This window comes from Shewanella benthica KT99 (assembly GCF_000172075.1).
Lineage (GTDB): Bacteria > Pseudomonadota > Gammaproteobacteria > Enterobacterales > Shewanellaceae > Shewanella > Shewanella benthica_A.
Window position 1 is genome coordinate 1 of record NZ_ABIC01000063.1, and the last position, 15,701, is coordinate 15,701.

A 15,701-nucleotide genomic window follows, 5' to 3' on the forward strand; every position below is an offset into this window, starting at 1 on the left:
TTCCTGGCAGTTTCCTCAAGGGGGAGTTGATGAAGGTGAAACTCCTGAAGAAGCGATGTATAGAGAGCTATATGAAGAAGTGGGGTTAAAACCTGAACATGTTCAGATTTTAACGTCTACTCGCTCTTGGTTGCGTTACAGATTACCTAAACGTTTGATTCGGCAAGATAGTAAACCTGTTTGTATTGGGCAGAAACAAAAGTGGTTTTTACTCCAGTTGAAAAGTAGTGAGAGTGCAATCAATCTCAATGCTTGTGGTCGTCCCGAGTTCGATGATTGGCGTTGGGTCAGTTACTGGTACCCGGTCAGGCAAGTCGTGTCCTTTAAGCGAGATGTATATAGAAAAGCGATGAAGGAATTTGCGCCGACGGTACTGCCATTTCAATCACGAGAATCTCATTACGGTAATAATCACAGTAATCAAAGAAGAAACAGGCGGCGTTAACGCTTGTATAAAGGATCTGGCTAGAAAATAATTGAGTGGTGAAATAGGGAGTGACTAAGTGCTTAAGATGCTAAGAGATATTACACAAGCGGTGGCAGCGGCGCAAGATCTCCACTCAGCGTTAGATATGCTCGTTTCTCGTACTAAAATCGCAATGACAACTCAGTGTTGTTCTATATATCTGTTAGAGGGTGAGCAACTGGTGCTCTTTGCCACAGATGGCTTATTGCACCGCGCCGTAGGCAAAGTAAAGATGTCACTCTCAGAAGGTTTGGTGGGCCTGGTTGCCGAGCGAGAAGAGCCGATTAACCTAGCCGATGCACAGCTGCATCCTAGATTTAAGCTGTTTGAAGAAGCCGAGGAGGCAAGCTTTCGGGCATTTCTTGCCGCCCCTATCATCTATCAGAAAAGAATTTTAGGGGTTTTGGTGGTTCAGCAAGCCGATACCCGTCTGTTCAGTGAGGGAGAAGAAGCTTTCTTAATGACATTGGCGGCTCAACTGGCTATGGCGATAAGAAACCTGCGAAAGAAAGCCGAAGCACCGGATCTATTGTATTTTACTGGAACTTCTGTGGCAAACGGCATTGCCATGGCCCATGCTTTGGTCATAGGGGGTCAGATAGAGTTAGCCCAGCCGGAAGTAAAAGTGACCGACATCAAGGCTGAAGTGATTCGTTTGAACATTGCTATAGAAGCTTGTAAAGACATGCTTTGTTCATTGTCTCAACGCTTCGAGCAAGAAGAAGATCATGAAGTTGTCTCTATATTTTCGGCTTTGCAGTCACTGCTCGATAACGCCAGTCTAGGTGGTGAATATATCAAGGAGATAAGCGAGGGCTGGAGCGCTGTTTCGGCTGTGAGTCGGGTCTCTTTGCGCTATATAGAAGAGTTTACCCAGAGGAAAGATCTCTACCTTAAGGAGCGAGCCGGAGATATTCGTGATCTGGGTCTGCGGGTATTACGTCTGCTTATCGAGCCTGAAAGAATGGGTTTTGAGCCTGATGTGCCGGTGATCTTAGTCACTAAGGAAGCCGATGCGACTATGTTAGCCGAGTTTCCGCGTCACAAGTTGGTCGGCATAGTGACAGAGCAGGGCGGGGTTAATTCTCATGCCGCGATTTTAGCTCGTGCATTGGGCGTCCCTGCCATCATAGGCGTAGAAGGGGTACTCACCGCAGGTATCGATAAGAAGTTATTGATCATCAATGCTAACCGGGGACAACTCCTGGTTTCACCAGCTCCCACTCTTATTGCCGAATACAGAAATCTGATCTCGGCTGAAAAGGCCTTACAGCAAAGATACGCACAAGAATTAAATCTTCCGGCTGAAACCCTAGACGGCAAACGAATACATCTTTATCTAAACGCGGGTTTACTGAGCAGTTTAGAATCTGAAATTGCAGAAGGATCCGACGGCGTCGGTTTATATAGAACCGAAATTCCGTTTATGTTGCATCAAAGGTTCCCCAGTGAATCTGAGCAGGTGAAGGTGTATCGTCAGGTGCTTGAAATTGCACGGGGTAAGCCTGTGGTGATGAGAACTTTAGATGTTGGCGGAGATAAACCGCTACCCTATTTCCCTATCAATGAGGAAAATCCTTTCTTGGGCTGGCGGGGAATAAGATTATCTCTGGATCATCCCGAGCTTTTCTTAGTACAACTCAGAGCCATGATTCAAGCGGGAGCCGATAGTGACCAGTTACATATTATCTTTCCCATGGTGAGTAATTTAGATGAAATAGACCAAGCTATCACCTATCTGGAACAGGCGTACTTTGAGTTGAAAAGTGATCTGGGCAAAGATATTGTCAGACCTAAAATCGGCATCATGATTGAAGTACCTGCCTTGTTGTATCAACTGGCTGAAGTGGCTAAACGGGTCGACTTTGTCTCTGTTGGCTCTAACGACCTGACTCAATATATGTTGGCTGTAGATAGAAATAACCCTAGGGTGAGCACTCTCTATGATTGCTATCACCCGGGGATCCTCAGGGCCTTGAAGCGAGCCAGATTCGATTGTTGGCAGTACCATCTTCCTGTGAGTGTTTGCGGTGAGCTGGCGGGTGAGCCTATCGGAGTCATACTATTGGTGGCTATGGGTTATGATCAGCTGAGTATGAATCAGGGCAGCCTGGCTCGGATTAACTATCTGCTGCGCCGTGTGTCTCATTCCGATCTGAGCGAGTTACTCGAGATGACTTTGACGCTGAGCAGTGGTCAAGAGGTGAGGGAGTTGGTGAGAGAGTACTTCGAGTCCAGAGAGCTTGGCGCCATTGTTAACTAATGGATAGTCTATTGCTGCTATTCTTAAGCTGTCTGCTTCTCGGTGGTTTGATCGGTTTCATGGCGGGCTTGTTAGGCATAGGTGGCGGTCTAGTTGCCGTTCCCGTACTCCTGTATTTGTTGCCATCGGTTGGTTTCGATGCGGCCGTTCTTCCCCATGTTGCCATCGCGACCTCCTTAGCCGCCATTATCTTAACCTCCATGTCTTCGGCTCGGGCTCATCATAAGCAAGGTAATATTCCCTGGCCTCTGCTTAAGTCTGTATTGCCTGGACTCATTTTTGGCTCCTTAAGCGCAGGCTTTATTTCAAGCTTTCTTAGCGCTAAACTATTACAGACAAGTTTTGCCGTGTTTGTGATCTGTATGGCTGCTCAGATGATTTTTCCCTATCGAGTGAGCCTGGTTGACAAACAGATGCCTTCGATGCCGATATTATTTGCGGTATCGGCGGTTATTGCTATTATCGCGGCATTAATGGGGATCGGCGGTGGGGTTTTACTTATCCCCTTCCTGAGTTGGTGTGGATTACAGATGAGAAATGCCATAGGTTTCTCTTCCGCATCCGGGGTATTTATTGCGCTCTTTGGTAGTGTCAGTTACGTGTTTTCAGGCTGGAATGTGTCGTGTTTGCCGGAGTGGACCTTAGGTTATGTGTATTTGCCTGCCCTCTTAGCTATCGTGATGATATCAGTCTTGATCGCTCCTTTGGGCGTGAAGGCTGCGAGCATCTGGCCGACTAAGATATTGAGGAGGATTTTTGCGCTCCTGTTGATCTTGGTCGGAGTGAAGCTCGCAATAGTTTGAGTTCCATTATTTAGCGATGTTCGTAAATCGCGAAGTGTTTTATCGGGGTATTTAGCACTGATAATAAAAATTTTAGTGTGTCAGGTTAAGGTCAATCGCAATGAAACAATATTTAGAACTCTGTAATCGGATCATCGATGAAGGCTGCTGGATCGAAAATGAACGTACTGGTAAAAGGTGTCTTACTGTCATCAATGCCGATCTTGTCTATAACGTAGAGAAGAATGAGTTTCCTTTAATTACTACCCGTAAAAGTTTTTGGAAAGCGGCCATCGCCGAGATGCTGGGATATATTCGTGGCTTTGATAATGCCGCCGATTTTCGTAAACTGGGTGCTAAGACTTGGGATGCTAATGCTAATGAGAACCAGGCCTGGTTGAATAATCCCCATCGTAAAGGCAAGGATGATATGGGACGGGTATACGGGGTTCAGGGACGGGCGTGGAGTAAACCCGACGGTGGCACCATAGATCAGCTGAAGAAAATTGTCGATAACCTCAAAAAAGGGGTCGATGATCGCGGAGAGATCCTCAGTTTCTATAACCCGGGTGAATTTCATATGGGCTGTTTACGCCCGTGTATGCACACCCATAATTTCTCTCTGTTAGGGGACACATTATATCTCAATAGTTTTCAGCGTTCTTGTGATGTGCCTCTGGGATTGAATTTTAATCAGGTTCAGGTGTTCACTCTTCTGGCATTAATTGCGCAAATTACCGGTAAAAAACCGGGACAGGCTTACCATAAAATTGTCAATGCTCACATTTATGAAGATCAATTGGAGCTGATGCGCGATGTTCAGTTGCAACGAGAGCCCTTTGGGCCAGCTTCCTTGTCTATTAATCCAGACATCAAATCCCTCGAAGATCTTGAGACCTGGGTGACCATGGATGACTTTGAAGTATTAAATTATCAACACCATGATGCCATCAAGTACCCTTTCTCAGTGTAATAGACCGCAGGGCTTAATTTACTGGTACCTTTAAAAGCTCGGAATTTCCGATGTATATAGCCGATGGAAGCGAATATTCAATATAAATGTATTCGGCTACACTCAAGTCATTAAGTTTTATTGGAGCGTATTATGCGAAAGGCGATAAAGAATTTTTTAAGCCAAGAATCGGCGGGTGGCATCCTGCTCATGGTAGCGGTTGTGCTGGCCATGGTGATGGCAAACTCGCCTCTGTCTGGTATATATCAAGGCTTTTTAGAAACCGAGATGCAGATCAGAGTCGGTAGCCTGGATATTGATAAGACGCTGATACATTGGATCAATGATGGCTTGATGGCGATCTTCTTTATGTTGATTGGCTTAGAAGTCAAACGTGAGCTGCTCGAAGGGGCGCTCTCGAGCAGGGCGCAGGCATCTTTGCCAACGTTCGCCGCTATTGGTGGTATGGCCTTTCCGGCCGGTGTTTATCTGCTGTTTAACTATGGCAACCCTATCACTCAAGCTGGTTGGGCGATACCTGCCGCGACAGATATCGCTTTTGCATTGGGGATCATGGCACTATTAGGCAGCCGAGTCCCGGTGGCGTTGAAAGTTTTCCTACTGGCGTTAGCGATTATCGATGATCTGGGTGTTGTGGTGATTATTGCACTCTTCTATAGCACTGACTTGTCTATGGTGAGTCTGGTGGTCGCTGCTGTCGCCATATTAGGCTTAGTCGGTCTAAACAGGCGAGGGGTGACAGCCTTAGGTCCATACGGAGTACTGGGTCTGATCCTGTGGATAGCCGTGTTGAAGTCAGGTGTGCATGCGACTCTGGCCGGTGTGATCATTGCTTTCTGTATCCCGCTGAGGGCGAAAGATGGTAGCTCGCCATCCGAGAGTCTGGAGCAGAGTCTGCACCCCTGGAGCACCTTCATCATCTTGCCTATATTTGCCTTCGCTAATGCGGGCGTCGATCTCAGTGGTATGAGCTTTGGTGACCTATTCTCACCCGTTCCAGTGGGGATCGCCTTAGGTTTATTGCTAGGTAAGCCATTGGGTGTGCTTTTCTTCAGCTATCTCGCGGTTAAGCTTAAATGGGCCGTTCTTCCTGAAGGCGTGGGATGGAAGCATATTATCCCAGTAGCTGTGATGTGCGGTATCGGTTTTACCATGTCTATGTTTATCTCATCTCTGGCATTTGTGGGAGAGGGGGTCGCCTATGGTGATTTTGCCAGGCTGGGCATCTTAGTCGGATCGCTGCTGTCTGCTGTCATAGGTTATTTCTGGTTAGATAAAGTGTTACCCAAAACACCAGCGAATAACGTCAAATAACAAGATAATTAGTTATGGAAAATACATAATGAGAGTCATCTTTCTAGCATCTGTACTCAGTCTTGGTTTCGCAGGGACAGCTCAGGCCGAGCAATTGCAGGCCTGTAATCAAGATGTTGAGAGTGTCGTGTGTCAGTACTATCTTGAAGGCGTCGTCGACGGTGCCATGATGTATAAGCCCAATGCTACCGGGGCGCGTATTGAAGCAGACAGTTACGAGTCTAGGGCACTCAAGTATCGAAGTGGTAAACGTTTTCAAGAGGCTAACCGTACCTATTGTGAGAGCCGTATTCCCGATAGACATGTGTTAGTCAATGGGCTAGCAGAAGCCTTTTCCGCAGGAATAATTCAGAATGTCGAGTCACTCAATACCGTGATGTATAGTCTGATGGATTGTCAGAGACTCAAGTGAGCATATTTGGAGTAATCACTATTAACGGGTTCGACTTCGGGTTAGAAAATGTATGTCACATCTGAACTACAACCACCTCTATTATTTTTGGATGGTACATAAAAAGGGCTCGGTCGCTAAAGCTGCCGAGGCTTTGTGTCTCACTCCGCAAACGGTGACGGGGCAGATAAGGGTTCTGGAAACACGTTTTAAGGGAAGTCTATTTAAACGAGTGGGTCGCTCCCTCGAGCCTACTGAGCTTGGAGAACTGGTATTTCGCTATGCCGATAAGATGTTTAGTCTTAGCTATGAGATGCTGGATCTGCTCAACTATCAAAAAGATGAGAAAATTCTGTTCGAGGTCGGCATTGCTGATGCCTTGTCTAAAGCCTTGGCGAGTAGAGTGTTACTCTCTGTGGTACCCAGCGATGGCTCCATGCATCTGGCCTGCTTCGAGGCGACACACGAAAGCCTGATGACACGCTTAAGAGAGCATAAGCTGGATATGATCTTATCTGATTGTGCAGGAGAGTCGCTTAAATATCCTGAGATCTTATCTAAGAAGTTAGGTGAGTGTGGCATAGCCTTTTTCTCCGCCGAGAAGTATGACAAGCCGTTTCCCGAGTGTTTAGAGCAAGGTAAGTTACTCATTCCTGGGAAGCGAACTTCCCTCGGCCAGCAGCTGCACCACTGGTTCGATGAAAATGGACTCAATGTCACTATTCTTGGCGAGTTCGATGACGCGGCCATGATGAAGGCCTTCGGATATTTCAAGCAGGGGATCTTCGTGGCTCCTTCTATCTACAAACAAGAAATCTTGTCCCATGATATGCATCTGTTAGGTGAAACCACCGACATAAAAGAGGTATATCATGTGATGTTTGCCGAGCGTATGATCCGACATCCGGCGGTAAAACGCCTGCTAGAAACGGATTTTACCGATCTGTTTGCAGGCCGGGATGCCCAGGTGCAGCACTTGTTATAGCCGGAGATTGAACTTTAACTAACCGTTTTTTTCAGTTTCATGGGATATCAAAATGGGGTAGATGCACCTGTTTAGCTGTTTATACCATTCCGAGTAAGTATCTGATCATTCAGCGGGAGTTCAAAGCACTGTAGGCAAGGCAAATGTTTGAAGCTAATAGTTATTCTCGGCAACAAGCTCCTGCGTTGCTCTCGATAATTGCTCCGGCATTATTCTACCTTCACCCGTCCATGGGCTCGTACCTCCTGCATCTGACCTCCAGGGAAGGAGGAAATGTCTTATTTTGTATGGAACAAAATAGACCATGCAGTCGTATATCGAGAACATTCAATAGCATAAAGGGCTTTGCCCTTTGCTTTAAACATCAGCCGCACTGCGTGAGGCTCTCAGTGTTTCCACTTCTGCGTTACATTGACTTAAAAGGGAATAACCATTTCCTCATCAATGCGCCTTAAATTGAAAAAACTGAGAGTCTCTGAACTGACCAGATACTTATATGGAATGGTATTATATCCACGTGGCAGCGGGTGATTTCATCGACTCGAGCCACAACTCAGGTTACACTAGCCCCATAACGAGATCTAGGAGCAAGATGCGTGTCTGAACCAATGAAAATATCGAGAGTGAGGTGGGCATGCCGACGAGGTATGCTTGAATTGGACGTTATTTTCCAACCTTTTGTCGAACGCTATTACGAGCAGTTATCGGTTAAAAACAAAGAGGTTTTTGTCAGACTTCTCGAAGGCGAAGATCCTGAGTTATTTGCCTGGTTTATGGGTCATGAACAGTGTCCCGATCCTGAGTTGGCCGAAATGGTCGTACTTGTCCGTGGCAGACCCGCACCATAGTTTCAGACTGACTTCATCCTTCGACCAGCGTCTCGCGTTGGTCGTGCTGGCGAGTGTTTGCTTATGCTCATTTCTCGCCTGGCCTTCTTTAGATAATCTTATCTACCTGAGTATTAAATACTGCGCTGCCGGCTTAACTCTAGTGTTTTTCTCTTATCAGTTTTGGCAATTAACATATTGGCACTGTCGATTCAGCTTGAGCCGTGACGGCGAAGGCCAGATTGCTTTTTCCGGCCGGAGTGAGCTTGCTGCTGTAGATGAAATTGTGACGGAAAAATTCACCTTAGTCATGAGTCCTATCGTCACACCATTAGTGGTTTTTTTCTATGTCCACACTCAAGATATGCATGTTGGGCACAGGCGTTTAGTGATCGTTTGGGCGGATATGTTAGACGACACAAGTTATCGGCACCTGTGCCGTCTACTGCTAACTAACTAACTAACTAATTAGTTATCAGGCCGAAGTATGGTTGGAGTGGGATTAGCGCAAGACTCTGGATGATCTATGTTGTAATGAAGGCCGATGCTCTCTTTTCTCTCCATGGCGCAGCGTATGATAAGCTCAGCGACCTGCACTAAGTTTCTCAGTTCCAGTAGATTATTGCTCACTCTGAAGTTGCTGTAATATTCCTGGATCTCTTGCTGCAGCATGTCGCAGCGACGGCGGGCTCTCTCCAGACGTTTGTCTGAACGAACGATGCCGACGTAATCCCACATGAATAGACGCAGTTCATGCCAGTTGTGGGCGATGACAACTTCCTCATCCGAATTCGATACCTTACTTTCATCCCATGCAGGCAATATGCCCGGCATAGGGAACTTATGCAGTTGCCCTTCGATATCTTCAGCGGCGGCTCTGGCGAAGACTAAGCATTCGAGCAAGGAGTTACTGGCGAGGCGGTTAGCACCGTGCAGGCCTGTGTATGCGACTTCGCCGATGGCATATAAGCCGTTAAGGTCGGTTTGTCCGCGAAGGTCTGTCATCACGCCGCCACAGGTATAGTGTGCAGCTGGTACGACCGGGATAGGGTCTGTGGTGATATCGATACCAAATTCTAAGCAACGCTTATGGATCGTTGGAAAGTGCTTAATGACAAAATCTGCCGGCTTATGGGTAATATCTAAATACACACAATCAGCTCCTAGCCTCTTCATCTCAAAATCTATGGCTCGTGCGACTATGTCCCTCGGGGCTAACTCGGCACGTTCGTCAAATTCTGGCATAAAACGAGTGCCATCAGGGCGTCTAAGATAGGCGCCCTCACCACGTAATGCCTCGGTGAGGAGAAAGTTTCTGGCATCGGCATGATAGAGACAAGTAGGGTGAAATTGGTTGAACTCCATGTTGGCAACTCTGCAACCTGAGCGCCAAGCCATGGCAATACCGTCACCCGAGGCTATGTCAGGATTTGAGGTATATTGATAAACTTTAGAGCTACCACCTGTAGCCAGGGCGACGAATTTAGCCTTAATGGTCTCAACGTGCTCAACATCTCTATTCCAAACATAAGCCCCTAAGACTCGGTTTCCCGATAAATTTAATTTGCGGGAAGTGATCAGGTCGATGGCGTTGTAACGTTCTAATAACTGGATATTGGGATGGGCCTTGGCTCGGTCCTGAAGTGTGACCTGAACCTCTTTACCCGTGGCATCGGCCGCATGCAGTATGCGTCTGTGGCTGTGTCCGCCTTCACGGGTTAAGTGATAGGGGGCATTAGCCGTATCACCGTCACTGGTCTCTTCTTTATCGAATGCCACACCGCACTGGATTAACCACTCCATTGCGCCCTTGGCGTTTTCGGCGGTAAATTTAACCACGGCTTCATCGCAAAGTCCGGCACCGGCGATCAAAGTATCGGCCACATGGGACTCTATGCTGTCATCTTTATCGAAGACTGATGCTATGCCACCCTGGGCATAGTAGGTCGAACCTTCACTCAGTGGGCCTTTTGAGAGTAAGATAACTTTCGATTTTTCAGCAAGATGCAGTGCTAATGTTAAACCCGCAGCGCCGCTGCCGATAACCAAAACGTCAGATTGGTGTTCAACTACTTGTTTCATCAGGTATCATGGTAAGTTCTGTGAGGTTTAGCTATGGTAAACCAAGTGGGCTTTTTTGGATAGATTGTTAGTTAACAGAAAATAAATTCTTTTCGATGTTATTTTTTTAGAACTTTTTCGAAGTTCGTTAGTCTACATATGTGCATATGATTCGAGCGACTGAGAAATCAGCATTTTAGATTTAGGAGTAGTCGGCTCGAATGAGTGGACAAATAAGTGATCAACAACTAGTTGAGCGTGTTCAGCAGGGTGATAAAAATGCATTTAATCTCTTGGTACTCAAGTATCAGAACAAGGTAATGAACCTGATTGCACGTTATGTGCGAAATCAGGCCGATGTCGCCGATGTAGCTCAGGAAACGTTTATTAAAGCTTATCGCGCATTACCAAACTTTCGAGGTGAGAGTGCTTTTTATACCTGGTTGTACCGAATTGCGGTAAACACCGCAAAGAATCATCTGGTTGCTCAGGGGCGACGCGCTCCTGCAAATGATGTCGATGTAGAGGAAGCCGAATATTACGATGGCAGTGATGTGTTAAAGGAGTTTGCTTCTCCCGAACGTCTATTAATGGCCGATGATATTCAAAAAGTGGTTTTCGATGCGTTAGATTCATTACCAGAAGAATTAAAAATGGCTATCTCATTACGAGAGCTCGATGGTATGAGCTACGAGGAGATAGCGAGTGTTATGGATTGTCCCGTAGGCACGGTAAGATCTCGTATCTTCAGAGCCCGGGAAGCGATCGATAAGAAACTTCAGCCTTTGCTGGAAGAATAGTAGCCTTTTACTAATACAGGTATTCATATGAGTACTAATACAGGTGATAAATGGATAAATTAGGTCAGGAATGGGTATCCGCTGCCGTCGATGGTGAAACCGACGAGCATGCATTGGCTGAATTGGCAGCCGATGAGGGTTCGCATCGGCAGTGGCGTGATTATCATATGATAGGCGACGCTATGCGTGGTGAACTGCCTAAGTCAATTAACTTAGATCTCAGTGCCAGTATTGCAGATGCTATCGATAAAGAGCCAAGGATCATAGCGCCGGCGCGGCGCGTCGATAGCAAAAAACCAGAACTTGCCATAGGCGGATTCGCGAATGTGATCCCTATGTTTAAGCAGTTCGGTCAATATGCCATCGCTGCTAGTGTGGCCTTATTCGCCGTCGTCGGAGTACAAAATTACAGTCAGCAAAGCGCTATCGATGTATCGCCGTTACCTGTGTTGAATACCCGTCCACTGGTTGGCAGTGTGACTCCTGTAAGCTTACAGACCGGACCGGTACAAGCGAGTCAAAGCTTATCTAACGTGCAGGTGATGGAGCAACGTCAACGTATCAATGCCTATATTCAAGATCATATGTTGCAACAAAGATTGAATAATGGGGCTAAAATAGATGACAATAGCAAACTCGATTCGAATCTTGCGGATCACTAGTGTTCTAAGCTATATACGTTAAGGAGTTAGTTTGCGTCTTATCCTGTTGGCCCTGTTAGTTTTTAATTCCCCTGTGATTGCACAGGAAGATCTATCCGCTAAGGCTTGGTTGGACAATATGAGCCAAGCCTTACGGGAGCAAGAATTTAAGATGTCTCTGATCCAGCTACAGGCGGATCACATTCGTCCATTAGTCTATATTCATGGCAAGATTGAAGATCAAGAAGTCGCCTTTTTAGAACACCTCAACGGTCCGCCAAAAAACGCGGTAAGAGTCGGTACTACAGTGACTTTTATCGAGCATGACCAACCTGCTTATAGTGTACGAGCCAATCGCATTCAGGGAATACTGCCACCGGCATTTGCCGCAGATATCTCTAAACTGGAATCGGGTTATCAATTCGTCTTGGGGGGGCGTAGTCGTTTAGCGGGCCGCCCTAGCCAGTTGGTGCGCATCATTCCTAAAGATAATTTTCGCTACGGTTATCAAGTTTGGTTGGATATGGAGTCTTACCTCCCTCTACGCTATGATATGTTGACTCAAGATAAGCAGTTACTCGAGCAAATTTTAGTGGTCGAATTACTGGTATTAGATGCGCCTCCGGCTATTTTAATCGAAGCTTATAAACAAGACTGGCCTGCAGTTGCTTCCCAGTCTAAACGTGATGTCGGTGATAACTGGACATTTAACTGGTTACCTGAAGGTTTTGAAATATTGGTTAAAGATAGTCATAGACTCATGGGTAGTCATGAGGCGGTAGAATATATCGCGCTCAGTGATGGCATGGCTAACATCTCTGTTTATGTCGCTCGCGTGGGGGATACTAAGATGCCCGAAGAGTTAGTGACTCGAAATGGCCTATCTTTGGCGACGGAAGTCGTCGGTAATTTCGAAGTCGTAGCCGTTGGTAAGGTCCCGACAGAAACTTTAACTCGCATCGCTAAGAGCATCGGTATCCAATAATGATGCTCGAGCGGTGGATACCCAAGCTACCTCAAGGTGCTCGTTTCAGAGCCCCCGTAGGATAGCTGAACAAGGCAGTGATTGAGAGAATGGTTACTCCCTTGTCGATAGCACTAACGCAGTGCAGTTATTCTACGGGAGCTCCCGCAGGGCAAGGCGAGAAGCAACATTTTTCTGCGTTATGAAATATTGAATTAGAATAACTAGTCCTACTCTTTCATGCCTTGAACTCTGTTACTTCTCGACATGCTGAATCCTGCATTTTGAAGTAGTTTGGGTATATACTTGTTTTATTTTGCTAAGGGTATTCTTTTATGATGGAAGAGATGGCAAAAGTCATAAAGTGTGATGATAAGGGCTGGGTAACCGTTGAGGTTCAAGTTAAAAATGCCTGTAGTCATTGTGATAACAGTGAGTCTTGTGGCACCTCAGCCGTGGCGTCTGCCTTCTCCCCTAAGGTGCAAGTATTCTCTATCCCGTCTGACAATCAATATGAGCCGGGGCAACTTCTCAGACTCGGTTTGCCCGAAAGTGTGATTCTTAAGGCGGCGGCCCTCATCTACTTGCTACCCTTGCTTGGGCTCTTTGTAGGGGCCGGCTTAGCGACGCTTGTCTTGTCCCAATTTCAGGTCGAAGTCAGTGATCTGCAAGTGATTCCCGCTGCACTTACCGGGGCTTTCTTAGCTTGGCTATATGCCAGAAAAGCGGCAAAGAAGATGGAGCATACCAGTCAACCTGTCATCCTTGCCCATTTGGGCCATACTCTCTAATATTATATTCACGGGTATTCGATTTACTTCCCCTGTTTTTCACTGTCTTGATGGCGATGAAGAGCGGTTTAGATTGGTATTGGGGAGCCAATCAGGTACAATTCCGCACTTTTAGATAATTCCAACTTTGAGTCAGTCATTTCGCATCATGAAGCACATTAGAAATTTTTCAATTATTGCCCATATTGATCATGGCAAATCAACACTCGCAGACCGTTTAATACAGTTTTGCGGTGGTCTTACGGATCGTGAGATGGCGTCCCAAGTATTGGACTCGATGGATATTGAGCGTGAGCGTGGTATTACCATCAAGGCTCAGAGCGTTACGCTAAACTATACCGCCAAAGACGGTGAAACCTATCTGTTAAATTTCATCGATACGCCGGGTCACGTGGATTTTGCCTATGAAGTCTCCCGCTCTCTGGCGGCCTGTGAAGGTGCCTTGCTGGTCGTCGATGCCGGACAAGGTGTAGAGGCTCAGACTCTGGCAAATTGTTATACGGCGCTCGAGATGGATATAGAGGTCGTACCTGTGCTGAACAAGATCGATCTGCCTCAGGCCGATCCTGATCGTGTTGCCGAAGAGATCGAAGACATAGTCGGCATCGAAGCGGCCGATGCGGTGCGCTGTTCGGCTAAGACGGGTGTAGGTATCGAGGACGTACTCGAAGTCATCGTAGCGCAAGTTCCTCCTCCTGAAGGAAATGAAGAGGGGCCATTGCAGGCCTTGATCATAGATTCCTGGTTCGATAGCTATCTGGGTGTTGTCTCCTTGGTTCGAGTCAAGCATGGTGTGCTCAAGAAGGGTGACAAATTTAAGGTCATGTCTACCGGCGTGAATTACACTGCCGATAGGGTGGGTATCTTTACTCCTAAGCAGACCGATACCACAGCAATTAGAACCGGTGAAGTGGGCTACGTTATCGCTGGCATTAAGGAGATCCACGGCGCGCCCGTAGGTGATACCTTAACCCATGCTAAAAATGGTGCAACCGAGCCCTTAAGTGGTTTCAAGAAGGTTAAACCTCAGGTATATGCCGGTGTATTCCCTATCTCTACCGACGATTACGAGAGTTTCCGTGATGCGCTAAACAAGCTTAGCCTCAACGATGCATCCTTGTTCTTCGAGCCTGAGACCTCATCGGCATTGGGTTTCGGTTTCCGTATTGGCTTCTTAGGCCTGCTACACATGGAGATCATTCAGGAGCGTCTGGAGCGTGAGTATAATCTGGAACTGATCACCACGGCGCCAACCGTAGTGTATGAAATCATCAAGACAGATGGTGAGACCATCTATGTTGATAATCCATCCGATCTACCGGCAATCAATAATATTGCCGAGATGCGAGAGCCCATCGTTGAAACCAATATTCTGGTACCAAAAGAGTACCTGGGTAACGTCATCACCTTGTGTGTCGAGAAGCGTGGCATGCAGACTAATATGGTCTATCACGGCAATCAGGTTGCGATCACCTATGACATGCCGATGGCTGAAGTGGTGATGGACTTCTTCGATCGTCTTAAATCCACCAGTCGCGGCTATGCGTCTCTGGAGTATAACTTCTCTCGCTTCGAACCCGCCGACATGGTGCGTCTCGACATCCTCATCAATGGTGAGAGAGTCGATGCCTTGGCAATGATCATCCATAAGGGACTCATTCGTCAAAAAGGTCTGGCACTGGTGAATAAGATGAAAGAGCTTATTCCCAGGCAGATGTTCGACATTGCCATTCAGGCCGCTGTGGGGACGCAAGTCATTGCACGCTCTTCGATTAAGGCCATGCGTAAAGATGTGACCGCCAAGTGTTATGGCGGCGATATCTCGCGTAAGAAGAAGCTACTGCAGAAGCAGAAAGAGGGTAAGAAGCGCATGAAGCAGGTGGGCAATGTGGAAGTGCCACAGGAAGCCTTCCTGGCTGTACTTAGGCTCAACGACTAAATCGTTAAGAATTGTTAATAGTGAGTAACCAGCCCTATCTTCTTCTAAACATTTAAGGTAAGCACAAATAGTATCGGCTGATTTTACTAACACCTTATATTCAATATCGGCATGCTCACTAGTGAGTAAGCTGGCATATTCTTGTTTAAATTCTTCCGGTACCATCTCCAATAACCTATTTTCGGCAATGGCTTCAATTTTTTTGTATTCAGCTTCTATCTCTTTATTGAAGTACTTTACCGGGGTGGGAAGATCGCCGGTAATGATTTCACTGGCATCATGAAAAATGGCAACGGTCGCCGCTCTGTCAGGGGATAGGGATTGACCAAATTTGTGATTAGCTATGATGGCAAGGCTGTGTGCGACCATGGCCACCTGAAGAGAGTGTTCCTGTACATTTTCACTTCTAACATTGTACATCAATGGCCAGCGTTGAATTAATTTCATGCGAGCTAGGTGCGCGAATAAATGACTCATGGGTGATGTTACAGCTTATTACAATTA

The 15,701-nt window shown here is 46.6% G+C and carries 16 protein-coding genes; 14 read left to right on the plus strand and 2 right to left on the minus strand.

Features of this window, described 5'->3' with window-relative positions; translation table 11 throughout:
* The 9 genes from rppH to KT99_RS18365 all read left to right on the plus strand — a co-directional run.
* Nucleotides 1-445, plus strand: a 445-nt coding sequence (gene rppH / locus KT99_RS18325; protein WP_005503108.1) for an RNA pyrophosphohydrolase, incomplete at its 5' end; no start/stop codon positions are given.
* Between the two features lie 58 nt (nt 446-503).
* Nucleotides 504-2,729: a phosphoenolpyruvate--protein phosphotransferase gene (gene ptsP / locus KT99_RS18330; protein WP_005503111.1), complete on the plus strand. Its 2,226-nt coding sequence runs from the start codon at nt 504-506 to the stop codon at nt 2,727-2,729.
* Entirely contained in the window at nt 2,729-3,532 is an 804-nt protein-coding gene (locus KT99_RS18335; protein ID WP_005503112.1) for a sulfite exporter TauE/SafE family protein, read from the plus strand. The genes ptsP and KT99_RS18335 overlap by 1 nt, the downstream gene beginning before the upstream one ends.
* A gap of 100 nt (nt 3,533-3,632) precedes the next feature.
* Nucleotides 3,633-4,484: a thymidylate synthase gene (locus tag KT99_RS18340; RefSeq protein ID WP_005503114.1), complete on the plus strand. Its 852-nt coding sequence runs from the start codon at nt 3,633-3,635 to the stop codon at nt 4,482-4,484.
* Between the two features lie 132 nt (nt 4,485-4,616).
* Nucleotides 4,617-5,798 (plus strand): Na+/H+ antiporter NhaA, encoded by a 1,182-nt coding sequence (gene nhaA / locus KT99_RS18345; RefSeq protein WP_005503116.1) that lies wholly within the window; start codon nt 4,617-4,619, stop codon nt 5,796-5,798.
* A gap of 28 nt (nt 5,799-5,826) precedes the next feature.
* Complete coding sequence (locus tag KT99_RS18350) at nt 5,827-6,210, plus strand: hypothetical protein (RefSeq protein ID WP_005503118.1); 384 nt, start codon at nt 5,827-5,829, stop codon at nt 6,208-6,210.
* Between the two features lie 52 nt (nt 6,211-6,262).
* Entirely contained in the window at nt 6,263-7,174 is a 912-nt protein-coding gene (gene nhaR, locus KT99_RS18355) for a transcriptional activator NhaR (RefSeq protein WP_040572201.1), read from the plus strand.
* Between the two features lie 608 nt (nt 7,175-7,782).
* Nucleotides 7,783-8,022 carry an FAD assembly factor SdhE gene (locus KT99_RS18360; protein ID WP_040572202.1) on the plus strand — a complete coding sequence of 80 codons (240 nt, stop codon included), beginning with the start codon at nt 7,783-7,785 and terminating at the stop codon, nt 8,020-8,022.
* Complete coding sequence (locus KT99_RS18365) at nt 8,003-8,461, plus strand: protein YgfX (protein WP_040572203.1); 459 nt, start codon at nt 8,003-8,005, stop codon at nt 8,459-8,461. Before KT99_RS18360 ends, KT99_RS18365 begins: the two co-directional genes overlap by 20 nt.
* Nucleotides 8,462-8,469: 8 nt before the next feature.
* Here KT99_RS18365 and nadB read toward each other — a convergent pair whose 3' ends face one another.
* On the minus strand, nt 8,470-10,083 hold the full coding sequence (nadB, locus tag KT99_RS18370; RefSeq protein WP_005503123.1) for an L-aspartate oxidase: 1,614 nt from the start codon (nt 10,081-10,083) through the stop codon (nt 8,470-8,472).
* A 200-nt stretch (nt 10,084-10,283) separates the two neighbouring features.
* Between nadB and rpoE the strand changes: the two genes are divergently transcribed.
* The 5 genes from rpoE to lepA all read left to right on the plus strand — a co-directional run bounded on the left by rpoE (nt 10,284) and on the right by lepA (nt 15,197).
* Nucleotides 10,284-10,862, plus strand: coding sequence for an RNA polymerase sigma factor RpoE (gene rpoE, locus KT99_RS18375; RefSeq protein WP_005503124.1), 579 nt, complete (start codon nt 10,284-10,286; stop codon nt 10,860-10,862).
* 50 nt (nt 10,863-10,912) lie between these two features.
* Nucleotides 10,913-11,524 (plus strand): sigma-E factor negative regulatory protein, encoded by a 612-nt coding sequence (locus KT99_RS18380; protein WP_005503127.1) that lies wholly within the window; start codon nt 10,913-10,915, stop codon nt 11,522-11,524.
* Nucleotides 11,525-11,555: 31 nt separating this feature from the next.
* Nucleotides 11,556-12,488, plus strand: a complete 933-nt coding sequence (locus tag KT99_RS18385; RefSeq protein WP_005503129.1) for a MucB/RseB C-terminal domain-containing protein — start codon at nt 11,556-11,558, stop codon at nt 12,486-12,488.
* A 314-nt stretch (nt 12,489-12,802) separates the two neighbouring features.
* Complete coding sequence (locus KT99_RS18390; RefSeq protein ID WP_005503130.1) at nt 12,803-13,258, plus strand: SoxR reducing system RseC family protein; 456 nt, start codon at nt 12,803-12,805, stop codon at nt 13,256-13,258.
* A 148-nt stretch (nt 13,259-13,406) separates the two neighbouring features.
* Complete coding sequence (gene lepA / locus KT99_RS18395; protein WP_005503132.1) at nt 13,407-15,197, plus strand: translation elongation factor 4; 1,791 nt, start codon at nt 13,407-13,409, stop codon at nt 15,195-15,197.
* Here the strand turns inward: lepA and yfbR are convergent.
* Nucleotides 15,096-15,674 carry a 5'-deoxynucleotidase gene (gene yfbR / locus KT99_RS21190; protein WP_232504330.1) on the minus strand — a complete coding sequence of 193 codons (579 nt, stop codon included), beginning with the start codon at nt 15,672-15,674 and terminating at the stop codon, nt 15,096-15,098. The two genes, lepA and yfbR, sit on opposite strands and share 102 nt — an antisense overlap.
* Between the last annotated feature and the right edge of the window lie 27 nt (nt 15,675-15,701).